Below are 21,336 nucleotides of genomic sequence, written 5' to 3'. Positions count from 1 at the left end.
TTGTATTTAATGTGCCTTTGAGCTCAAGGACTTAAAAAACACATAGCCAAAGCCTATAAAAAGCATTAAATGAAATGGAAAAAGTCCAAAATCCCCACCTTGGTCTCCAACCACAAAAGCGCTATACATGCCAAAACCGAAATAAAGCATTAGAATGCCTTCAATGACAACATGTGGTGAAAGATTCCCTTTTAGATATTTATTTCCTTTCCAAGAATCCCTAATGGTACTGATGTTAAACTTAGGTGTTCTAACAAATTCGCTTCGTTTACCTATGTGCCCCTCAATAACGGCTATGGAATTGTGAAGTGAAAATCCCATGGCAATAGAGAAAAACGTAAAGAACATTCCTATATAACCAAAAAATCGCTTAAAGCCGCTACCGTAAATATTTCTATACATAAACCAATAGCACACAAAAAAAATGATGGTACTGATTACAAAGAAACTCATCACATAAAAATAGTTTCTAAGGTGAGCGTATTCATTTTTAATATAAAGCATTGGAATACTCAATACAGCTACAATAAAAATATTTAAAAACATTGTGCTATTCAACAAATGTAACAGACCATGAATTTTTGTTTTGGCAGAAATATTATCTGATTTAATAACACGCCAAAGCATTTTTCTAAAGTTTTCTGCACCACCTTTATTCCATCTAAACTGTTGAGATCGAGCTGCACTGATAACCACGGGTAATTCCGCAGGAGTCTCAACATCTTCAAGGTACTTAAATTCCCAATTCTTTAACTGGGCTCTGTAGCTTAAATCTAAATCTTCAGTCAATGTATCACCTTCCCAATTGCCAGCATCTATAATACAAGCTTTTCGCCATATGCCAGCAGTACCATTAAAGTTTATAAAGTGTCCTTTGCTATTTCTTCCTACTTGTTCTAAGGTGAAATGGGCATCTAAGGCAAAGGCTTGTATTCTTGTTAAAAGAGAATAATCTCTGTTGATATGGCCCCAACGCGTCTGAACGACGCCAACCTTGTCGTTTTTAAAATATGGTATTGTCCGTTTTAACCAATTAGGGCGAGGAAGAAAATCGGCATCAAAAATGGCTATGAATTCACCCTTTGCCGTTTTAAGACCTTCTTTTAATGCGCCTGCCTTGTAGCCTGTTCTATTTGTCCTCGTAATGTGTTTTATGTTGAGCCCGGTGTCTGCCAATTGTTCAACATGTGCCTTGGTTGATACCAGCGATTCATCTGTAGAATCGTCTAACACTTGAATCTCAAGTTTATCTTTAGGATATTCTATTAAGGCAATATTATCCAATAGGCGTTCCATAACATAAAGCTCGTTGAATACGGGTAATTGAATAGTAACAAAAGGGACCTCTTTAGGATTGTTTAAGTCAAACTTCTCACAGTCTTCTCTATGCTTTTTCGAGGACAAGTAATTAATCAATAAATTCATCTGTGCCAATGCATACAAGAAAATGAGCACAATGGCAATCGTATAGATAACTATAATGATTGATTCTATAAGCATTACTTAAGACTGTATTTAAAAATCCAATATAGGATTTTAACGCCAGCAAATATAGCACCTTTTACCGTACCTGAAACTTTTGAGACGCCTATTCTGTTTCTGTACCTAACGGGAATTTCAGTATAAGATAACTTCTGTTTGATAACCTTTAGCTGCATTTCAACCGTCCATCCATAGGTTTTGTCTTCCATATTAAGGCCCAGAAGTTTGTTGTATTTTATAGCCCTAAATGGTCCAAGGTCAGTAAAACGGGAACCAAAAAAAATACGCATTAAGTTGGTAGCTAACCAATTGCCGAAAATTTGCGGAAATGTCATAGAACCGTTTTCCCTGAGTTCTTTAACACGTGACCCTAAAACAAAGTCGAGACTATCTTCAGTTATGGGTTGCACTAGTTTTGTCAGTTCTTCAGGATAATCGCTATAATCACCATCCAAAAAAACTATGATATCGGGTTTTTCCTTTGATTTGGAAATATAATCCATGCCTTTTAGACAAGCATAACCGTAACCTTTTTGGGATTCTACTAAAACTGTTGCCCCTGCTTTTTTAGCTTCAATTTCAGTGCTATCGGTAGAATTATTGCTTACAACGATGACTTCATCAACCATATCAGGAATGTCATTTATGACATGGGCAATGGAGCGTTCCTCATTATAAGCAGGGATAATGACTTTTATTAGTGGCATTAAAACAAATTAAGGCTGCAAAAATACAACTTCTTAATCCTTATTGACCAATTTCATCAAATCAACATCATTGCCCAATAATATCTCCTTAGAATTAATACGACCTTTCATACTGTCATTTTCCAATTTTAGAACACCTCTCGGACAAACAGCGGCACAAATGCCACAACCCACGCAACTAGAGCGCACAATATTTTCGCCGCTCTGCGCATAAGCGCGAACATCGATACCCATTTCACAATAGGTTGAGCAGTTACCGCAAGAAATACATTGTCCGCCATTGGTGGTAATTCTAAATTTTGAAAATAAACGCTGCTGAAAACCTAAAATGGCAGCCATGGGACATCCAAAGCGACACCAGACCCTATTCCCAAAAATGGGGTAAAACCCTGTACCTATAACACCAGAGAAAATAGACCCAATATAAATGCCATAGGCAGAGCGTAAGGCGCTTGGTTTAATGTAGAATAATTTCTCCGTAGAACCCGTAAAATGTAAAATGATTAAAAGTGCTATAACTATAAAGAATCCAATGGCACCGTAAGTTGCGTCTTTGGCGAGCTCATGTCGTTTAAATAGCATGACACCCAAAAATACAAGTATCAAGAACCCAATGACAAGGGAAATGAATACACCCCGTGTTAACCAAAATTCATTGCTGTTATACCCCAAATAGGAATAAACCACAGCGGTTGTCATGACCACCGAAAACACTAATACAAAATGAATCAACCAGCGCTCTATCCGCCAGGCATATAGTTTTTTTGATGACAAATGCCTAAAAGCGTCTCCGGCAGTTTCAGCAAGGCCACCACAACCGCACACCCAAGAGCAGTACCAGCGTTTACCGTATTTGTACGTAAGAATAGGTGTTATTATAAAAATTGAAAGTATGCCAAATAATAACAGCGCAAGACCAATATTACCAGTGGATAAAAAGGCTTTCACAGACCATTCATCAAAGAGATAATAGTTTAGTGGCCAGATACTTTTTAAATCATAATAAGGCAGGTCATTGTTCATCACGTACATAAATTCTGGAATCAAAAAAGCAAAGCCCAATTGAAAGAGCATTACAGAAGCGGTACGCCATTGTTGATATCGATTATGCCTGTATTTGAGTAAGAATTTAAGACCAAAAGCGAGAATGGCTAAAGTATATAGGGTGCCATAAACAAACCATTGGCTAGCATTTCGGCCACTGAGCAATTGGCTCAAAGGGTCGAATAAACTAATTAAACCTGTATTTGCTCCACCGTTAAGGCCTAGGCCTAAATATTTAGGATAAAAATAGAGAACAATATAAAATCCAGTAAGTACTAAGCCAAGAACCCAACCCCAAAGACCTCGTGACGAAATAGACTTAAACCAAGTACCGTCATTTTTAATGCCTTCAGGCTTATTGAGATATGCTTCCCTTGAAAATATAGCTGTCCCAAGAACGATTAAGGCCAGAGAGAGCAAAAGAAAGAAGGCTTCATTCGGAAAATTAACATTGAACAAAGCTAAGACAAGAATAAAAAGTCCGGCAACACCTATAATTATGGCCAGCTTTTGCTTATTATTTATATCTAAAGCATCTGGCTTTGCAAGAGACATACTTTGATTTAGTTTATTGCTCATGTTATGCGATTTGTAATGTTTTGTTATAAGCCGCTACGATTTCCTTTTCATATTTTGAATAAAACTCGGGGTCAAAATTTGCGGTAGCCAAATGCTGCATCACATAATCAACATCACGACCTTCTGTAAGCCATTGGTCAAAGGTTTCATGGCGCATCCGGATTCCAAAGGTATTGATACCTAAAAATAGATTATTGTCCTTGTGATAAGCAACAGTAATGCACTTAGTATCGTCTTCATGTTTCCAATGAAAATGTCTTTCATACCTTGGTTTACCTTTAGTGCTGTGTACCCAACCATATGTTTGATATTCTATGTCAAAGAATTTTGCAGAGTTGAACCAATGACCTGGATTATATTGTCTTCGATTTCCACAAAGCGTTTGTGCCAAAGTTTCTCCCATCATGCGTCCTGTATACCAAACAGCTTCAATGGGTCTTCTGTTACCGATAGGTTCACGCTGCTCAGCACAATCTCCAATAGCATACACGTCTTTTATATTTGTTTCTAGATAACGGTTAACTTTAACGCCTTTGCCTGAGTCAATCCCCGAATCTTTCAAAAAATCGATATTCGGAGACACACCAGCGGTTAGACCAACAATATGACAAGGAATTTCCTCCTCTGTTTCCTCTATAATGATAGACTTTACCTTTCCATTTCCATCGGATTTTATTTCTTTAAGGTTGGTGGATAATCTCAAATCAATATGATGATTTTGTATATGTCTATTTATCATTTCACTTTCGCCTTCTGGTAAAACGCCATTCCAAAAACTAGATTCCCTGACTAGAAATGTGACGGGAATACTTCTAGAACTTAACATTTCTGCTAACTCTATACCAATTAATCCACCACCCACAATAACAGCACGTTTACATACGGTGTTATTTGGTGCATGTTTTTCTAGGTTTTCTAGATCTTGTTTGTGATACATACCCATTACACCAGCCAAATCTTGGCCTGGCCAAGCAAATTTATTCGGTTTGCTTCCAGTGGCGATTACCAATTTATCGTAAGAAAATGAGTCGCCATTTTCAAATTGCAAGGATTTAGTATTGGTATCCACTTGTTTAACATACCCTTTTTTGAGGTCTATTCTGTTTTTGCGCCAGAACCAATTTTCATAAGGTTGGGTATGTTCAAATTTCATATGTCCCATGTACACATACATTAACGCCGTACGAGAAAAGAAATAATCTGTTTCCGCTGAAATTAGAGTAATCTTTTTGTCTGACAGTTTTCTAAGGTGCCGTGCAAGTGTAACTCCAGAGATGCCGTTACCGATAATAACGATGTGTTCCATGTTGATTTCGATTGATAGTCTAAAGCATAGGTCGAAGGTTATGTTAAAACCTTAAGGCAGTAGTCTGAATTTCTTTAAATTTAAGAATTATTTCTAGGTATGCGGTATATAATCTATAGTCTTTTAACCTTGCTATTTATAAGTTGTGCTGCTGCGTCTTATAAACCTGAAAAGATAAATGGAGTTAGTTTTGTAGCGTCAAGGAGCCCCATTGATAGTACACATGTAATCCCTGTTACGCAGGTGAATAGTAACTTTGCGGCAATAATGCCATTTGGGTTTATTAGGCGTTTGGACAATCCGGAAATCCTTCATAATACCGATAGACAATGGTTTGGGGAAACACGACTAGGAGCCAAGCAGTATGCCCTAGAACTGAGAAAAGCCCATATCAAGATTATGCTTAAACCTCAGATTTGGGTTTGGCGCGGGGAATTTACTGGGGAGATAATGATGGCCAGTGAAGCCGATTGGAAGAAACTGGAAGCGTCGTACTCCGATTTTATTTTAGAATATGCAGATTTAGCCGAAGAAATTGACGCGGATATCTTCTGTATCGGTACAGAGTTGGAATTGTTCGTAAAATATAGGCCGGCTTACTGGACTGGACTAATTAAAAAAATAAGAACAATTTACAATGGCAAATTAACTTATGCCGCCAATTGGAATGAATATCAACGTACACCTTTTTGGGATCAACTAGATTTTATAGGGATTGATGCTTACTTTCCTATAAGTGAAGCAAAGACGCCCTCCTATGAGATGTGCATGAAAGGTTGGAAAAATTATAAACCAACTATTAAGCGTATTTCTAAAGATAACGACAGGCCTATTCTTTTTACGGAGTACGGCTACAGAAGCGTGGATCATTCAGCTAGACAACCTTGGGTCTTTGACCGCAATATGACAAGCGTTAATCTCGAAGCTCAAAACAATGCCTTAAAGGCTATTCATGATACTTTTTGGGATGAAGACTGGTTTGCAGGTGGCTTTGTATGGAAGTGGTTTCACAAACACGACGAAGTCGGTGGTGAGGATAATTTTATGTTTACACCGCAGAACAAACCTGCTGAGGATATTCTCAGGACCCATTATAGTAAATACTCCCCTTAAACTATATAAATTTCGACGATTCAGTAATTATTCCTTAAGTAGTGTAATGCTTCATTCATTGGTGCGTCTAATGTTGAAGGAAGAAAAATCGATAATCATAGCCTGAAATCGCAATGATGAAGGTTTAGGGAATTTAATATGAATAACAAGTTAGCACTTTTCGCTCTAGTGCTTGTCTTAGGCTGTTTTGGTTTTGCACAACATCCAATTATCTCACAAATTGAGATTGAAGGTAACAAACGTACAAGAACTAGCTTTTTAAAGCGTTTGGCATTTGTGAAGGAAGGCAGTGCATTAGATTCGGTGCGCTTGGATTCTGATGTAAGGCGATTTCGCTTGTTACCTTCAGTAGCAAGTGCTTCCTTTAAGCTAAAACCGATAGATGACGAGCACTATAAACTCATCTATACAGTAGTGGAGAATTTTGCCATAATCCCTGGATTAAACGTGTCTCAGGATGTAAATGACAATATTGCCTATCGAACCTCACTATTTGATTTTAACTTATTGGGACAAAATCAGATTATAGGTGGCTTTTATAGTAGAAATGTATTTGATTCGTATGGGTTTTTCTGGGAAGCTCCAAATCTCATTACTCGTAAATGGGGAATTGGGGTAAATTATCAAAATAATGTTCTTCAAGAGCCTATTTTTTTTGAAGATGGGCGAGATGTTAATTACAAATTTGATAGTAAGGCCTTTGAGTTTCGTGTTTTTTATGAACTCAATTTTCATAATCGTTTCCAACTTGGATTAAACCTTGCTAACGAAGATTACAGTTTTCTAAATGGGGAATTACCCCAAGAAATTCCTGAAAATTTAGGTGTTGAGCGCATCTCCGTAGTAGGTGAATATGAATATAATAATATCACCAACGAGTATCAATACGTCGATGGATTAAGAAGTGTATTTAGCTACGGTTTCACAATTAACTCCAAAGGGGACAATGATTTATTGCGGAATTTTTTTATTGGTAGAAATGATTTTGAATACTTTAAACGGATTGGAAGTAGAGGTAACTGGGCCAATAGGCTACGTTTAGGTTATGCCACTAATGACATCACTCCTTTTGCGCCTTTTGCTTTAGATAATCAGTTGAATATAAGAGGTGTTGGTAATGTGGTAGATAGAGGTACCGCCTCTGTTGTCTTAAATACAGAGTATCGCTATACACTCTATGAAAAGGGTTGGTTTGCCTTTCAAGGTAATGCTTTTATAGATGCTGGTACTTGGCAAGACCCTGGAGGTGTATTTGGGGATTTATTTACTGGAGAAAATGCAGCGTTGTTTTCAGGATTAGGTGTTCGTTTTATCCATAAGCGTATTTTTAATGCGGTCTTTCGCATAGATTACGGTTTTAGTTTTGGAAAAAAAGCAAATAACGGCATTGTTTTTGGTATAGGTCAATATTTCTAAGGGTATAGCTTTAATTTAAGTAATCAATTCAGAATCTTTATCTTTGATTTAAATCGAAATTTAATGCGAACCCTTGTTATTGGTGATATACATGGAGGTTTAAGAGCCCTTGAGCAACTTCTTGAAACGGTGAGGCTATCTGAAGATGATATGCTTATTTTTTTAGGAGATTATGTAGATGGTTGGAGTGAATCGGCTCAGGTTATTTCGCGCTTAATTGAATTATCTAAAACAAATGACTGCGTTTTTATAAAGGGCAATCATGATGTTTGGTGTGAGGATTGGTTAAATGATGGTACCGCTAATCCTATCTGGTTAAAACATGGTGGTGAAGAGACCATAGAGAGTTATACGGGTTTTACGGATTTTGAAAAAAATCGACACCTCGAGTTTTTTGAGGCTATGCCCTTATACCATATAGATGATGATAAACGTCTCTTTTTACATGCTGGGTTTACCTCCATGCATGGCGTGGAACACGAGATTCATAAAGAAACCTTGTATTATGATAGAACATTATGGGAAATGGCCTTGACCATGGATAGGCGCATTCAACCAAGTTCAGATCTATATCCCAAACGCTTAATCCACTACACAGAAATTTATATTGGACATACCCCAACACTTTACTATCAAGAAGATACACCCATGAAGGCTGCTAATGTTTATAATTTGGATACGGGTGCCGCTTTTACTGGTAAATTATCTGCCATGGATATAATATCCAAAAAGGTGTTTCAAAGTGATACGGTGATGCATCTTTACCCTCACGAAATGGGGAGAAATAAATAACACAAGATTTAATCTATTTCCAAAGCCTTAAATTCCTTAATAGCCTGGTTGGGTTCTATAATGTTATAGCCTTTCCAAAATTCTGGGTCGTATTGCTTAAGGTATTCCGGCAATACATTGGGCTTTTCTTTAAAATCATTGAAATCAACTTCGGTTAAGGCCTTGGTTTCAAAGACAATAAGTTCTGTCTTTTCAATAGTACTAACAATAAAGTCAATATCGCCTTTTACCATATTTTGTTGGCGTCTTCCTCTAACATTTTTATTTTTTTCAATTACTTTGATAGGTCGTTTGATACCGACCCGTTGGCCAAATCTTTCATCCATATATTTTATCGAGTATCTATCATTCCCATTTTTATGAAAAATAATAGTCCCTTGTTTTAAGTATTGTTGCATTGAGATCCCTAGTAACCTGAAATTTCGCAAAGGATTGACATTTTCATAATCAACCCTTACGATGGCAAAATCTTCCGCATTGACGTACATAGTACCTTTAAAATCTTCACTTCGTTTGGGTTCAAAGGTGATAACATAGACAAACATATCATCCATAAAGGCATAATCCTTAATTTCAAAATCGTAACGCTTAGACTTGTGAATAAAGTTGAGCTCGTCTTCTTCACTAACAAAATGGTCATTTTCTAGCCTATGAATCATTTGCTTTCTATAATTTAAGAAGCCTGCTTTTCTAAGCGAATCCTTTTTTCTTTTTTCTGCCATGAGCTCTTCGGTCATTTCCTGCTCCTTTTTGTTTGGTTGCTCGTCACCATACAGACTGGAGTCTATTTCCTCTTTTGTGCTAAACCAACCTGACTTTATCTTAAAATAGGAATCGCGTTTTACGTATTTCTTAAAAATGTCATTGAAGCGCTTTTCGTAATTCTCTAAATTAACCTCACTAGCTTCATCTTGCAATTGACATGCTTTGAGGATATTCATTTTCTGTTGGCTTTGTGGTGCAAATTTGCCGTAGAGTTCTCCTAGTAGTTCAGTGTGGTTGCCATTGTTTTTAGGAACATCATTCAATAGGCTATCAATCAACCCTTGATTAATTTCTGGTATGGTAGATTTATTTATAATTACCTCTGATTTGTCAATTGTGCTGTAATTGGACTCTCTAAAGAACAATTTGCGTTTGGCATAATCTTCGTCATAGTTGGTTTCAAATCCAACTTTAATTTTCTCTAAAATTTCCTCAATACTGTAGTTTTTGTTTGTTAACAGGACTTCATCTAAATCCACGACTTGTGGTTTTAGATAGGTAATTTCGTTAGTAAAATTTAAAAGGGGAAGGCTGGTTTTTTCATAACCCAAACAGCTTATAACTAAAGAATCTGATGATGTGATTGACCTGGTAATAGTGATGCTGTATTCTCCGTTATCATTGGAAATTACACCAGTGTTTGAGTTAAATTGAATGTTGGCATAAGGAATGGGTTGGTTAGTTTTAGCATCTAAGACTTTTGATGAAAATGTAGTTTGACTATTTACAGTAAAAATAGTCAGACAAAATAAGAATAAGGTTATAAGGTTTGTTCGCATACTGATTGATTTTAATACCAAAGTATAATTTTGTTTCTATCCAATACTTTATTTTAAAATTTTATTAAGTAAGATTTATCTTAAGTTTAACATGTAGATAAGAGTTTGGATTTCAAAAATATAAACGAAGAATTAATGAAATTCAATACTCCCAGCTAGATTAAATATATCTGCAATAGCATCCTCTTTTAGTTTTTCATAGAAACTGGGCGAGTTAAAGGTAACAACATATTCAGTGCGATCTATTCCTATGTTAAATGATAGGATGGAATAGTCATTATTTAGGGCGACACTAAACTTTTTTAGTTTTGTAATGTCCTTTATCGTTAAATAACCAACCACCTCAAACGGCCCATTTCCGATTTTTGAGGATTGTGACAGTTTGAAAGTTGCAGTTCTATAGGTTTTAACTTCAAAAAAATCTTCACTTCTAAGATGAGACTTTAGGGTTTTGTTCTCATGCTCAAGGCTGGTCATGTCTACTGAAATTACTAAATCAATAATTGAATCGTTTTTAATGGTTACCTCACCATGTTTAAAGGCCAGATTACCTGTAAGGGCGTAAGTAGAAAAAGCAGCTTTGCCAGTCCATTTTAAATCACTGTTATCTAAGCTAATTGATTTGGTTTGAGAAAATATCTGTGTTGAAAAACACAGTAAAAGCAGTATAGCATATAAATGAATAGTTTTCATTGGTTTTAATTTAATAGGTTAGAGGTAGTGTTAATTGAAGCGTAACCGCATACGGTATTGCCATTTGGTGTACGGCCAATGAAATACCACATTGCCCATCCTCCAAAGAGTTGTTTTTCAACACGCCAATTATCGGCCCAAACATATGGTTGGCCTTGTTGCATAACTTGTTTTTTGGTTCCAAAATTTTTGTCAAGATCTTTGAGACCATACGTTTTTCTTAAGTTCCATTTGTCGTTGAAAAACAAATAAGCACCAAATTCAGTAATAGTAATTTCATTGCTTTTACATAATATTGCAGTGGCATGTTTCCAATAATAGGAGTCTCCTATTTTTATTGGGTCGTTCTCTTTCGGAAAATGCATCACCTCTATTGCAACAGTCAAATCCTTTAATTTTTCCGGTAGACTATTCTGTGGCGGAATTCCATAATTTGCTTGACCGTTTAACTGATATAGTACAAGGACAAGAATAAAAGTTACGTGCTGTTTCATCTGTCATTTTAATTAGTCACAGCAAATATGAATAACTATAGGTTACAAATCGTCTCAATTTGATGATTGAGACCTATTTAATTGCACTAATAGTATCAATTAAAAAATTGAACCTTCGAAGATTAAGGTTTTAAGTGGCTAGGGGATTTTCCGGTTAGTTTTTTTACCGCTCTATTAAAAGAGGCCTTTGAATTGAAACCGGCTTCAAAAGCTAGGCTTAGAAGAGTGTAGTTGCTGTTTTCGGGAGCGTTAAGCAATAATTTAAGTTCATTGATTCTATATGTATTTACAAAGTCGTTGAACTTCTGTTTAAATATTAAATTCAGGCATTTTGTCACAAGATAGGATTTTTCATCAATGCTTTCGGACAATGTCTTTAGCGTTAATTCCTGATTTTTGAAAGTCTTATCTTCCACCATCGCCCTTCTCAATTTTTTGGCAATGGACTGTAATTGTATTCTGTCTTTATCGTCTAGTATGGTCTTGTATTCGATAATAATATCTTGTTTTTTATTAAATCCTTCAAGGCCCAACCAGTAGGTGATTAAGGCCATTCCAATAAGAATTGGATAGTGATAAGACCTGTTGAATGCATAATCAAAAAACAAATAATCAATCAGAACAACGGCTAAAATGATAAAGGCATACCATTTCAAAATGCTTAGGATCCGGCTGATCCATTTTGTTTTATGTTCAATAATTTCATAAGTCTCAAAATCTTTGGTCCTAATAATTTGTTCAGATTTTCTTATATAAATAATAACCAAGGCTGCAGTGATGACATATTGGGTAGGGTATTGCATCCAAACCACATAGCCCCAATAGCCTAGCCACGACAGGCTCTCTCTGGTTCCATCCCAATAAAAATTTTGTGTTTTAATAAAATTGCTCCATAAGAATTCAGCGCAAACTGGTAGAAAATGAATCCAATCTCTATTTATTCTCAACTTGAATTGTGGGCTTGTATAAGCTTTAACAAAAAAATAGATTAAGGCACCGTAAATCCAATTAAACTCTAAGAAAATATGATAAAATACATCATAATAACCTAATCCAAAAAGTTTAAGGATTTCAACAACTAATCTATAAGAAAAAAAGAAAAGAATGGCAGCTAGAAATTGGTTTGCTGTTTTATTTGGATTTTTATTAAACCATAAAATGATACCATAAATTAAACCTTGGATGGCTCCAATAGACAAAAAAATAATAAAGGCTAATTCTAAGGGTTTCATTTCCCTAAAGATAAACAACATGTTTTATGATGCAATATGCTTTCTATAATAGGCTAGGAGCTCCTCTGCAGTAGCACCAAACCAGCGTTTGAGGTAAATAGCCCAAAAGTGATATTGCAGTCTCCAAATACCCACCTTTTTGTACAGTCGTGCTGAGGTTTTTATCTTTTGATTAATAACCACAAATTGTTGTCGCTTGTACAATTCGTTTATAAGGATATTGTCTTCGTAGATGATGTAGTCTTCGTCATATCCGCCGATGTCTTCAAATAAGTTTTTTGTAATAAATTGACTTTGATCACCTCCTCGGCAAGGTCTCCAGTTAAATTGCGTAAGCCAACTGGCCAAGCGTAACCACCAATGCTCGCTGTCAAACTCCATTCTAAAGCAACCTGCCTTATGACCTTTTTCAACCTTATCTATTATGAGTTTGTCAAAGTCCATTGGAGGAAAGGCATCAGCATGCAAAAAATATAGAATGCTTCCACTGGCGTGTTTCGCTCCGAGATTCATCTGTTTCGCTCTCCCTTTACCTGAATGAATTAAAGTAACCTTTTCAAAGGTTTCAACAATATTTTGAGAGCCATCAGTACTACCACCATCTACAACGATGATATCGGCTATATTTTGTTTTGAACTATTTTTAATAAGGTGGCTAAGGAGTTGCCCTATAAAATCTTCTTCATTGAGTATGGGAATAATAATAGAAATATTATTCATTTAAATCCCAATTATAATCCAAATATGAGATTTTGGCATCTTTAAGAATGCTAACGTCAGTATATCGATTTATAAAATCAATTAGACTGTCTTCGGTCCTAAAATCTTTGGCAAACCATCTAAAAATTTTCGATAATTCTAAACGATCTTTTGAAATTTTGTTTTTTGAAGAATCTGCTAAAAATGCTTTTGTTGCATTGGTCAATTGTGCTTCAAGCTTATCAGCAACGAACGCCGTGTTTTGGAGTTTTGGACAGGAAACAGAAGCACAGACAATGGCAAAATGAATACGTGGCTCATTTAAATTGCGTAAGATTTTGTGCTCAATATCATTAAGACTATACCAAGTGTCTCCAAATTGCCACAAGCTTTGGTCCCAGGGTTTTTTAATATCTTTAATACTGTTTATGGGGTAATACCTTAATATCAAATCAATGGTTAAAGCATTATAGGCATTTATCCAATAGGCTAGTTTTTCTTGTTTAGACCAATTTTCTGTAGGCGCATTCTCTAGAAGTGTTGAAATGTAAGTTTCTAACCCTGTCGAACTATTTTGAATGCTATTGTAGTCTACATTGCCATTCGGAGACACATGTGTTTTAAGGAAATTATTCCAAAGACTATGGTCCGGTTGAGCATAAACACTTACACTGTAAAGGGCTATAAATAGAGTTAAAAAGAATTTCATTTTTCTTTAAAGGCTAATTGTAATTACCTCAACTTAGTCCTGAATTAGTAATACAACTTACGCAGCTGGCAATTTTGTTAAAGTTGAATACAATTTAACAACAGCCACCACCATCGTAATGGTAAGTGGATTCCGAAATGAAAATATCATCTCTATTTAAATTTGCCAACGCCTTTGCTGTTTTATCGCAAATGGCCAAAGGTTGATTTTTCAGTAAAATATGTCCGGCCTTATCGTCAAAATAGTCCTCTTTACCATAATAAATAGCCGCCTTACCTGTAAAAATACACGGCCCATCGCTTGGTTTTGGGTCTTTTATGGCAGCAACTTCAATAGATTCAATATAAATCAATTCTTCAGTAGGATAGTGTTTTGGGTCTAAAATCCTGTAGGGTTTACGTGCTCTTATTTCTATTGTTCCAAATCCAGCGTCAGTTAAGACTTTTACATAGGCTGCAATAGGTAAACTACCACTGAGACATAAGGCTCGTAATCTTTCGTCATTCCTAAGGGTGTCATTTATGGGTTGCTCACAGGTTGGATCGCTCATTACCAAACGTCCATGAGGTTTTAAAACCCTATACATTTCAGCAATGGCTTGTTTCAAGTCATCTTCCTTAAAAATATTGAATAAGCAATTTTGTGCGGCTACATCCACGCTGTTATCGGCAACAGGCAAGCGCATAGCATCACCTTTTTTAAGATCTACAAAATCTGATTTAAACCAATGATTTAAGGCCTCAGCTTCTTTGAAATTTTTCCTAGACGCTTCAAGCATTTCTTCAACAACATCCACGCCAATAACTCCGCTTTTTTGTCGGCTGAAATATGCAAACTGTAATAGCTCCATGCCACCCCCTACACCAACATATAATATTTTAGGACTATTGGTTAAATCACGCGCATGAACTGTGGACCCACATCCGTAATTCATCTCTTGCATAATTTTTGGAATCTTCAAGCCAGGTAGTTCCCATATAGGATTTGTGGTACAGCACAAGCCAACATCTGGTTTTAAGGCTGCTTCTTTGTAGACATTGTGCGTCGTGTCTAAATAGCTCATGTTATAAGGTCTTTATAAGTTCTTTGAAAAGGGTAATCATATGGGGTTCGGCCTTTGCTGCCATGGTAATAATGTCATCAATATTTACGGGCTTTAAGTTGTCTGGGTCGCACTCATCAGTTAAAACGGATACTGCCGCTGCTTTTAGTCCCAAATGATTAGCAACAATGATTTCTGGAACGGTACTCATACCAACCGCATCAGCACCTATGGTTCTCAGCATACGGTATTCCGCTCGTGTTTCTAATTGTGGCCCAACAACACTGGCGTAAACACCTTTATGGAGTTTAATGTTATTGGCTTTGGCAATAGCTACAAATTTAGCATTGATTTCTGCGTTGTAAGGTGCGCTCATATCCGTAAAGCGGGTTCCCAACTCTGCAACACCCTTAAAGGCAAGGGGAGAGCTGCCTTGTAAATTAATATGGTCGTCAATAAGCATCAATTCACCTTTTTTAAAATTTAAATTGATAGCTCCCGCAGCGTTGGATACCAGTAAGGTTGTAATTCCTAATTTCTCCATTATCCGAACTGGAAAAGTAACATCTTGTAACGAGTAGCCCTCATAAACGTGAAATCGACCTTGCATCACCACAACTTTTTTTCCTTTCAAAGTGCCATATATCAGTTTTCCTTTGTGAAACTCTACCGTTGCGGTGGGAAAGTTTGGTATGTGGTTGTAACTTGCCTTAACCTGAATATCAATAGCATCGATAAGCTGACCAAGTCCTGTGCCTAAAATAATACCTATCTCAGGCTTGTCAAAGCCTTTTTCTTTAAGATATTCTGTGCTTTCTGTAATATTTTTAATCATTCAGTTGTTGTATCTTTTGTTGTAGTTTGCTATTGGATTTGTAAAATTCCGAAGCGACTAAGTCCTCATAGGTGTCAATATCATTTAATGGCTCTAACATAGCCGTAGTATAGCCAAGTTCGTCTAATTCCTGTAAGGTCTCATTTAATAATTGCGATTGACTCCATGGTTTATCGTTAAAAATTTGGGGAATTATTTTGTTAAGACCAATTAAATAATAACCACCATCTACGGCAGGACCAAAAACAACGTCCTTATGTGATAAGGCTTCAATGCTTTTCAAAATATGACTTGTTTTTAAATCGGGTAAATCAGAACCTATTAAAACAACGCGGTCATAGCCGGAGTGAAAAGCATCTTTAAAAGCGTTTTGCATGCGTTCACCTAAATCCTTGCCTCTTTGAATGGTCTTAAGTTCTTTAGGCCAATAGTTGTCTTCAATAGTTTTGGAAAAATAAATATGCTTATCAATGTCAAGTTGAGTTGTAATATTTTCCGTTAGCCCTACCAATTGTGAATACACTTCAAAGGCACCATAATCTCCTATAGTTTTTGCCAGTCTTGTCTTAACTTCACCTAACTCAATATTTTTTACAAATACAATAATTAATGCTTTACTCATATACCTTAGTGCCTTTCAGTAACCATTTGCCCCATTTTTTTGAATATGCATGAACTCTATCCGTTTCATAGTTCTTCGAATTGTAAACCGGTAATCCATTGTTTTTCCATTCAAAAATACCGCCATATAAATTGTAAACGTTGTTGAATCCAGCATTTTTGAGCTTTTCAGCAATATCTTCAGAACGGACGCCTACAGAGCAGTAAACTACTATTTGCGAAGTCTTCTTAGCCAATTGAGCAGTTGTTTTATCCAAATTAAAGTCATCATAACCTACATGTATTGCATTTTTAAGATGGCTTACATTGAATTCCTTAAACTCCCTTGCATCGAGAAGAATAACTTCGGAATCTAATTTTGATAATTCTTCAGTCGAAATATAAGGAACACTTTGATCATTATATTGTTTAAGTATTTCAGAAATTGTTTCTTGACCATAAACGTTTACATTAAGGAACAGTAATAGCATCGCTAATAAATTCCTAAAGGGAATCTGAAGTTCTAATGGCGTTACGGTATATGTTAATCGAATCATCAAAGACTATAATTTTTTAAGCCACTGAGCCTTGGCAACTACTACCTGCCCCAGCGGTGCAACCATAACAGTGTTGGGAAATAACAATCTCACGACCTTCCAGTAATTCTTCATTATAATCTGAAATATGCTTAACCTTGCTATTGACGGGTAGTTCTAGCATTTGATTAAAATCACAGTCGTACAAATAACCATCCCAACTAACAGATAGGGTATTGGTGCACATCACATTTGCAACTGCTACCGGATTGTAGGCTTCAACCAAAGCATACATGTAATCTTCATAATTTTCCGAGGCAATCAAATAATCCAAAAATCTACTTATGGGAAGATTAGTTATGGCAAAAAGATTGTGAAAATGTATACCGAAATCGTCCAAAAGGGCTTTTTTGAAATCCTTTTCCAAAGCGACTTGATCGCCTGGTAAAAATGCACCTGAAGGATTATAAACCAAATCTAGTCTAAGGTTACTATCTGGTATGCCATACCCAATAGCATTAAGGTCTTTGAGGGCCTGAATGGATTTGTCAAACACACCATCGCCTCGTTGCTTGTCTGTTTTGCCACGAGTCCAATGTGGCATCGAGCTGACCACATGCACATTGTGTTTTTTAAAAAATTCGGGTAAATCGTGAAATTTCTTGTTGGCTCGAATAATCGTCAGATTTGAACGTACAATAAAATCTTTGATACCAGCTTTTGACGCTTCTTCAACAAACCATCTAAAGTCGGGATTCATCTCTGGTGCGCCACCAGTTAAATCTAAAGTATGTGCTCCTGTGTTTTTGATTACTTCCAAACACTGCATCATGGTTTTGCGCGTCATAATTTCCTTTCGGTCTGGACCTGCATCTACATGACAATGTTCACAGACTTGGTTACACATGTAGCCAACATTAATCTGTAATATTTCAAGTTTTCTTGCTTTTAACGGAAATTGATTAGTCTCTGAAATTTTATCTTTAAACTTAGGCAGTTCACCACTCTGGAAAATACCGTTGGATAAAATTTCGAGCTGTCGATTTTTGTTTGCTAGTTCACTTTCGCGTTTTAAAAGGGACTTTGTTGCCATTAAATAATTGTCTTTTTCATAGAATCTTTAAGAACCGGAAATCCAATTCTTAATTTACATTTCAAGCTTATTAACTTTATTCATCATTTGCACACCATGCACTAGAGATGCACCTCCTCTAATGGCTCCAGCTACGTGTAGGGCCTCCATCATTTCCTCCTTGGTTATACCTCGTTGTAAGCCATCACCTGTATAGGCATCAATACAATATGGGCATTGGATAGTATGTGCTACGGCAAGCGCAATTAAGGATTTTTCTCTTGCGGTTAAATGACCTTCTTCGAACACCTTACCATAATAATCGAAAAATTTGGCACCCAGTTCTTCATTCCATTCTGAGATTTTACCAAATTTTTTCAGGTCTGATGGATCGTAATAGGTTTTAGTCATGATAAAATAGTTTATGGATTGTACGAATTTTCAATATACTATATTTTGTCGAAGACAATTCTTAAAGATTACAGAAAATTATCATAAATCTGAAAACAATTAAGAGTTAAGGATAAAATGTCGAATGAACACTAATTCAATATTCTATTTTATCTTCTTTGATATCCCATTCCTCAAAGGTTTTTATGGCGATATTCCGTCCAACTTGAATAAAAGGAATAGTGCGAGAATCACCCGGAAGCGCTATTTCTTTGTAAATAAAAGCATCGTCAAACCCAATTTTAGCGGCATCACTTTGGTTGCTACCGTAATAAACTTTTTCTGGCCTAGCCCAATATATAGCGCCTAGACACATGGGGCATGGTTCACAACTCGTGTAAATTTCGCAACCTTCCAATTGAAAGGATTTAAGATGTGTACAGGCTGCTCTAATGGCAATGATTTCGGCATGTGCCGTTGGATCGTTGGATGAAGTGACCTTATTATTTCCTTTGCCGATAATTTTTCCATCCTTTACTACAACGCAACCAAAGGGACCACCTTCATTATTGCGCATACCCTCTAAAGCAGCTTCTACGGCAGCTGTCATGAATTTCTCATTTTGCTTGTTTTGCATCTGTTATAAGATTATAGCTTTTTTAAGACGTTAAAGATAATAGATGCTGATTTATTCAAAGCACATCGTTAAAAGCGTCTATCTGGATGAAATTGATTTAATTCTAAAGAGGGTCTTTTATCTGAAATAATCTCAGAGACCAATAGACCTGTCGCTGTTCCCATGCTCCAACCCATCATGGCATGACCTGCAGCGATGGTGAGATTTTTACATTTATTGGACTTGCCGATGTAGGGTAGTCCATCAGGAGAAAGAGGACGCAAGCCGCAAGCAGCGTTTCCTTTTTCTTCGTGAGAAAGATTGATGTTAGGATAATACCGGTTAGCGGCACTTGCAATAGCCTCAACACGCGCCCTATTAATGTTATGATTTATGCCTGCAATCTCCATGGTACCAGCAAATCGGGTAAATCCGTTCATTGGAGTTACAGCTGCCTTGGCTTCGGCCAAAATCGCTGGGATACTGATTTGGGTTTCTATTTCCGTGTCAATGCGGTAACCTTTTCCTGCTTGTAATAATAGATCAAGACCTATCTTTTTAGTTAGAATGGAACTCCACGAACCCGCTGCTAGAACAATTTCATCAGCTTGAAATAGCTGACTGTTTGTTTGTATAGTTCTTATTGCACCATTCTGAATTTCCATGTCTACTACTTTTTCATTTCCATGAAGTGTAACTCCCGCATTTTTAAGATAAACTTTCATATCGCTCATAAACTCCTGTGGCGTTGAATGATGGTCGCATTTGTAATAGATACCGCCAATAGCATTTATTGCAACACCAGGTTCAATCTCTTTGATGCCTTCTAAGCAAACTTCTTTTGCTTCTAAACCGAGTTCAACTGCAAGCTCGGCCATATTTAATTCGTTTTCTAAGGTTTTTGGGGTTTGACAAAGCATAAGAAGCCCTTTCTTTTCATAATGTGCAGAGAATTTTTCTGTTGAAATGATATCTTCGAATAACCTTTGACTTAAGCCTGTGATATCTCGGATAAGCGGGGCCGATTTCTTTACATGTTCAACAGTACAAGACTTATTAAAAGCCCAGGCCCATTTTATAAAATCAAGATCAAATCGTGGTTTAACATACAAAGGACTCGTTGGGCTAAACATCCATTGCAGTCCTTTTTTCATAACGCCTGGCGCTGAAAGGGGAATGATATGACTTGGAGATAAATAGCCTGCATTAACATAGGATGCTCCACTATTGAGATTCGATTGGTCAATGACCTTCACCGAATGACCTTCTTTAGAAAGATAATACGCTGCACACAATCCTATGATACCACCACCAATAATAATGACACGTTTCTGCATAATAGACGTTTAAATGTTTTAATATTCAAATCTTAACGGTGTATTAAAAGGGCCATCTTTTCAATATAAAATTCGAAATTATTGCTATCCTGAAGCTAAAAAAGAATTAAATGTCCCTTCCACTAGTCGAGGTGCATCTCTCAAATTGTAAGTTTCCTTTATATCATAATCTTCCCACACGGTTTTTACGCCAAGCTGTTCGCTCATATTATGCGAGTCATGTCTTGAAGTGAGTAGGGCATATAAATAATCTCCTAAGGAACTGTCCCTAAAAAACTTTAAGACTGTACCGATGATATAAAAGAAATTCTCGTTGCAGTCGGCAGTGATGCTATGACAGTAAAAAATAGGATAATCTTGAGTTTTAAAATTCACTAGATCATTGGGTGTTAATTCATTCTCCTCGCAATCCCTGTTTCGTATTTTATGGTATGTTCTTTCGCTTAAACTAAAGTATATACAGTGGCCAGAGTAATATCCTGATTGGTCAAACATGATGAGATTTAACTCGGGTAGGTGTTTAGTAGCTTCCCAAAGTAATTCTATATCTGTTGTTTTAAGTGGGTTATTTTGTAACTCGGTATGTCTTAAAATAGGAATAAGATCTTCTTTTGTCTTTATAGGTCTTACCCTATCGGTGCTAATGTCTATTTTTGATTTTATCCAGTCAGCGTCTGGAAGCTCGTTTGATACAGAGGACAGAGAATACTTCCGCAGTCCAAAATCATAGAATGTGGGGATTTGATTTGTGGAATTCAAATTCCTGATAACTTGATATGGGATAAAGGTCTCTTTTGCAAGCATCCCTTCCTTTTCCATGTTTAAAAGGGTTTCGTTCTTTTCCCAACGCATCACCGAGCGGGCATCAACGTCTAAGTTTGAGGCTAAATCAGATTGAGAAATATTATGATATAAGCGATAAGACTTAATGAGCTCGCCAAGAGTTTGAAACTTTTTCACCTAAATAAATTTATTAAAAATAAGAGTTTTAGAGGAATTTATTAAGAAATCCATCACTGTAAAATAGATGATAAAAAAAGAGCGTCAAAAGACGCTCTTTTCTTAATTTAGGGTTAAAGGAGAGAAGGTTGTCGCTAT

22 protein-coding genes are annotated in these 21,336 nt (G+C 36.4%); 3 read left to right on the top strand and 19 right to left on the bottom strand.

Going from position 1 to position 21,336, the window contains the following annotated elements; genetic code table 11:
- Window positions 1-6 precede the first annotated feature (6 nt).
- Genes CA834_RS07630 through CA834_RS07615 form a run of 4 tightly spaced genes read right to left on the bottom strand, consistent with a single transcriptional unit; the run spans window position 7 to window position 5,118 of the window.
- Window positions 7-1,500, bottom strand: a complete 1,494-nt coding sequence (locus CA834_RS07630; protein WP_094968091.1) for a cellulose synthase family protein — start codon at window positions 1,498-1,500, stop codon at window positions 7-9.
- The gene (locus CA834_RS07625) at window positions 1,500-2,189 is read right to left on the bottom strand and encodes a glycosyltransferase family 2 protein (protein WP_094968090.1); all 690 of its coding nucleotides are present in this window, start codon (window positions 2,187-2,189) and stop codon (window positions 1,500-1,502) included. Before CA834_RS07625 ends, CA834_RS07630 begins: the two co-directional genes overlap by 1 nt.
- A 33-nt stretch (window positions 2,190-2,222) precedes the next feature.
- Window positions 2,223-3,812 carry a 4Fe-4S binding protein gene (locus CA834_RS07620; RefSeq protein ID WP_094968089.1) on the bottom strand — a complete coding sequence of 530 codons (1,590 nt, stop codon included), beginning with the start codon at window positions 3,810-3,812 and terminating at the stop codon, window positions 2,223-2,225.
- Window position 3,813: 1 nt separating this feature from the next.
- Entirely contained in the window at window positions 3,814-5,118 is a 1,305-nt protein-coding gene (locus CA834_RS07615; protein ID WP_094968088.1) for an NAD(P)/FAD-dependent oxidoreductase, read from the bottom strand.
- A 99-nt stretch (window positions 5,119-5,217) separates the two neighbouring features.
- Here CA834_RS07615 and CA834_RS07610 point away from each other — a divergent pair, with 99 nt between their 5' ends.
- From CA834_RS07610 to CA834_RS07600, 3 genes are all read left to right on the top strand, one after another.
- Window positions 5,218-6,231 carry a glycoside hydrolase family 113 gene (locus CA834_RS07610; RefSeq protein ID WP_094968087.1) on the top strand — a complete coding sequence of 338 codons (1,014 nt, stop codon included), beginning with the start codon at window positions 5,218-5,220 and terminating at the stop codon, window positions 6,229-6,231.
- Window positions 6,232-6,369: 138 nt separating this feature from the next.
- Window positions 6,370-7,647: a POTRA domain-containing protein gene (locus CA834_RS07605; RefSeq protein ID WP_094968086.1), complete on the top strand. Its 1,278-nt coding sequence runs from the start codon at window positions 6,370-6,372 to the stop codon at window positions 7,645-7,647.
- Window positions 7,648-7,710: 63 nt separating this feature from the next.
- Window positions 7,711-8,439, top strand: a complete 729-nt coding sequence (locus CA834_RS07600) for a metallophosphoesterase family protein (protein WP_094968085.1) — start codon at window positions 7,711-7,713, stop codon at window positions 8,437-8,439.
- 8 nt (window positions 8,440-8,447) lie between these two features.
- Here the strand turns inward: CA834_RS07600 and CA834_RS07595 are convergent, their stop codons facing one another.
- The 15 genes from CA834_RS07595 to CA834_RS07525 all read right to left on the bottom strand — a co-directional run bounded on the left by CA834_RS07595 (window position 8,448) and on the right by CA834_RS07525 (window position 21,198).
- Complete coding sequence (locus CA834_RS07595) at window positions 8,448-9,983, bottom strand: carboxypeptidase-like regulatory domain-containing protein (protein WP_094968084.1); 1,536 nt, start codon at window positions 9,981-9,983, stop codon at window positions 8,448-8,450.
- Between the two features lie 132 nt (window positions 9,984-10,115).
- Window positions 10,116-10,676, bottom strand: a complete 561-nt coding sequence (locus CA834_RS07590; protein WP_094968083.1) for a YceI family protein — start codon at window positions 10,674-10,676, stop codon at window positions 10,116-10,118.
- A gap of 5 nt (window positions 10,677-10,681) precedes the next feature.
- Window positions 10,682-11,170 (bottom strand): hypothetical protein, encoded by a 489-nt coding sequence (locus CA834_RS07585; RefSeq protein WP_094968082.1) that lies wholly within the window; start codon window positions 11,168-11,170, stop codon window positions 10,682-10,684.
- Between the two features lie 122 nt (window positions 11,171-11,292).
- On the bottom strand, window positions 11,293-12,402 hold the full coding sequence (locus CA834_RS07580; protein ID WP_094968081.1) for an AraC family transcriptional regulator: 1,110 nt from the start codon (window positions 12,400-12,402) through the stop codon (window positions 11,293-11,295).
- Window positions 12,403-12,426: 24 nt separating this feature from the next.
- Window positions 12,427-13,122: a TIGR04283 family arsenosugar biosynthesis glycosyltransferase gene (locus CA834_RS07575; protein ID WP_094968080.1), complete on the bottom strand. Its 696-nt coding sequence runs from the start codon at window positions 13,120-13,122 to the stop codon at window positions 12,427-12,429.
- Complete coding sequence (locus CA834_RS07570; protein WP_094968079.1) at window positions 13,115-13,810, bottom strand: DUF547 domain-containing protein; 696 nt, start codon at window positions 13,808-13,810, stop codon at window positions 13,115-13,117. Before CA834_RS07570 ends, CA834_RS07575 begins: the two co-directional genes overlap by 8 nt.
- Window positions 13,811-13,904: 94 nt before the next feature.
- Window positions 13,905-14,873 carry an arsenosugar biosynthesis arsenite methyltransferase ArsM gene (arsM, locus tag CA834_RS07565; RefSeq protein WP_094968078.1) on the bottom strand — a complete coding sequence of 323 codons (969 nt, stop codon included), beginning with the start codon at window positions 14,871-14,873 and terminating at the stop codon, window positions 13,905-13,907.
- Window position 14,874: 1 nt separating this feature from the next.
- Entirely contained in the window at window positions 14,875-15,687 is an 813-nt protein-coding gene (locus CA834_RS07560; RefSeq protein ID WP_094968077.1) for a purine-nucleoside phosphorylase, read from the bottom strand.
- Window positions 15,680-16,309: a TIGR04282 family arsenosugar biosynthesis glycosyltransferase gene (locus CA834_RS07555; RefSeq protein WP_094968076.1), complete on the bottom strand. Its 630-nt coding sequence runs from the start codon at window positions 16,307-16,309 to the stop codon at window positions 15,680-15,682. Before CA834_RS07555 ends, CA834_RS07560 begins: the two co-directional genes overlap by 8 nt.
- On the bottom strand, window positions 16,302-16,844 hold the full coding sequence (locus CA834_RS07550; RefSeq protein WP_240507506.1) for a rhodanese-like domain-containing protein: 543 nt from the start codon (window positions 16,842-16,844) through the stop codon (window positions 16,302-16,304). The genes CA834_RS07555 and CA834_RS07550 overlap by 8 nt, the downstream gene beginning before the upstream one ends.
- A 16-nt stretch (window positions 16,845-16,860) precedes the next feature.
- A complete protein-coding gene (gene arsS, locus CA834_RS07545; RefSeq protein WP_094968074.1) occupies window positions 16,861-17,916 on the bottom strand; it encodes an arsenosugar biosynthesis radical SAM (seleno)protein ArsS in 1,056 nt (351 codons plus the stop codon).
- A 54-nt stretch (window positions 17,917-17,970) separates the two neighbouring features.
- The gene (locus tag CA834_RS07540; protein ID WP_094968073.1) at window positions 17,971-18,306 is read right to left on the bottom strand and encodes an arsenosugar biosynthesis-associated peroxidase-like protein; all 336 of its coding nucleotides are present in this window, start codon (window positions 18,304-18,306) and stop codon (window positions 17,971-17,973) included.
- 136 nt (window positions 18,307-18,442) lie between these two features.
- The gene (locus tag CA834_RS07535; protein WP_094968072.1) at window positions 18,443-18,922 is read right to left on the bottom strand and encodes a nucleoside deaminase; all 480 of its coding nucleotides are present in this window, start codon (window positions 18,920-18,922) and stop codon (window positions 18,443-18,445) included.
- Between the two features lie 68 nt (window positions 18,923-18,990).
- Window positions 18,991-20,238, bottom strand: coding sequence for an NAD(P)/FAD-dependent oxidoreductase (locus tag CA834_RS07530; RefSeq protein ID WP_094968071.1), 1,248 nt, complete (start codon window positions 20,236-20,238; stop codon window positions 18,991-18,993).
- A gap of 84 nt (window positions 20,239-20,322) precedes the next feature.
- On the bottom strand, window positions 20,323-21,198 hold the full coding sequence (locus tag CA834_RS07525; RefSeq protein WP_094968070.1) for a helix-turn-helix transcriptional regulator: 876 nt from the start codon (window positions 21,196-21,198) through the stop codon (window positions 20,323-20,325).
- Between the last annotated feature and the right edge of the window lie 138 nt (window positions 21,199-21,336).

The sequence above is a fragment of the Winogradskyella aurantia genome, from assembly GCF_002266855.1.
Classification (GTDB): domain Bacteria; phylum Bacteroidota; class Bacteroidia; order Flavobacteriales; family Flavobacteriaceae; genus Winogradskyella; species Winogradskyella aurantia.
This window is presented reverse-complemented; position numbering and strand designations above follow the sequence as displayed.

Coding starts and splice junctions, on each gene's coding strand:
- CA834_RS07630 (WP_094968091.1), bottom strand. CDS start 1,500: ATGCTTATAGAATCAATCATTATAGTTATCTATACGATTGCCATTGTG.
- CA834_RS07625 (WP_094968090.1), bottom strand. CDS start 2,189: ATGCCACTAATAAAAGTCATTATCCCTGCTTATAATGAGGAACGCTCC.
- CA834_RS07620 (WP_094968089.1), bottom strand. CDS start 3,812: ATGAGCAATAAACTAAATCAAAGTATGTCTCTTGCAAAGCCAGATGCT.
- CA834_RS07615 (WP_094968088.1), bottom strand. CDS start 5,118: ATGGAACACATCGTTATTATCGGTAACGGCATCTCTGGAGTTACACTT.
- CA834_RS07610 (WP_094968087.1), top strand. CDS start 5,218: ATGCGGTATATAATCTATAGTCTTTTAACCTTGCTATTTATAAGTTGT.
- CA834_RS07605 (WP_094968086.1), top strand. CDS start 6,370: ATGAATAACAAGTTAGCACTTTTCGCTCTAGTGCTTGTCTTAGGCTGT.
- CA834_RS07600 (WP_094968085.1), top strand. CDS start 7,711: ATGCGAACCCTTGTTATTGGTGATATACATGGAGGTTTAAGAGCCCTT.
- CA834_RS07595 (WP_094968084.1), bottom strand. CDS start 9,983: ATGCGAACAAACCTTATAACCTTATTCTTATTTTGTCTGACTATTTTT.
- CA834_RS07590 (WP_094968083.1), bottom strand. CDS start 10,676: ATGAAAACTATTCATTTATATGCTATACTGCTTTTACTGTGTTTTTCA.
- CA834_RS07585 (WP_094968082.1), bottom strand. CDS start 11,170: ATGAAACAGCACGTAACTTTTATTCTTGTCCTTGTACTATATCAGTTA.
- CA834_RS07580 (WP_094968081.1), bottom strand. CDS start 12,402: ATGAAACCCTTAGAATTAGCCTTTATTATTTTTTTGTCTATTGGAGCC.
- CA834_RS07575 (WP_094968080.1), bottom strand. CDS start 13,122: ATGAATAATATTTCTATTATTATTCCCATACTCAATGAAGAAGATTTT.
- CA834_RS07570 (WP_094968079.1), bottom strand. CDS start 13,810: ATGAAATTCTTTTTAACTCTATTTATAGCCCTTTACAGTGTAAGTGTT.
- arsM (WP_094968078.1), bottom strand. CDS start 14,873: ATGAGCTATTTAGACACGACGCACAATGTCTACAAAGAAGCAGCCTTA.
- CA834_RS07560 (WP_094968077.1), bottom strand. CDS start 15,687: ATGATTAAAAATATTACAGAAAGCACAGAATATCTTAAAGAAAAAGGC.
- CA834_RS07555 (WP_094968076.1), bottom strand. CDS start 16,309: ATGAGTAAAGCATTAATTATTGTATTTGTAAAAAATATTGAGTTAGGT.
- CA834_RS07550 (WP_240507506.1), bottom strand. CDS start 16,844: ATGATTCGATTAACATATACCGTAACGCCATTAGAACTTCAGATTCCC.
- arsS (WP_094968074.1), bottom strand. CDS start 17,916: ATGGCAACAAAGTCCCTTTTAAAACGCGAAAGTGAACTAGCAAACAAA.
- CA834_RS07540 (WP_094968073.1), bottom strand. CDS start 18,306: ATGACTAAAACCTATTACGATCCATCAGACCTGAAAAAATTTGGTAAA.
- CA834_RS07535 (WP_094968072.1), bottom strand. CDS start 18,922: ATGCAAAACAAGCAAAATGAGAAATTCATGACAGCTGCCGTAGAAGCT.
- CA834_RS07530 (WP_094968071.1), bottom strand. CDS start 20,238: ATGCAGAAACGTGTCATTATTATTGGTGGTGGTATCATAGGATTGTGT.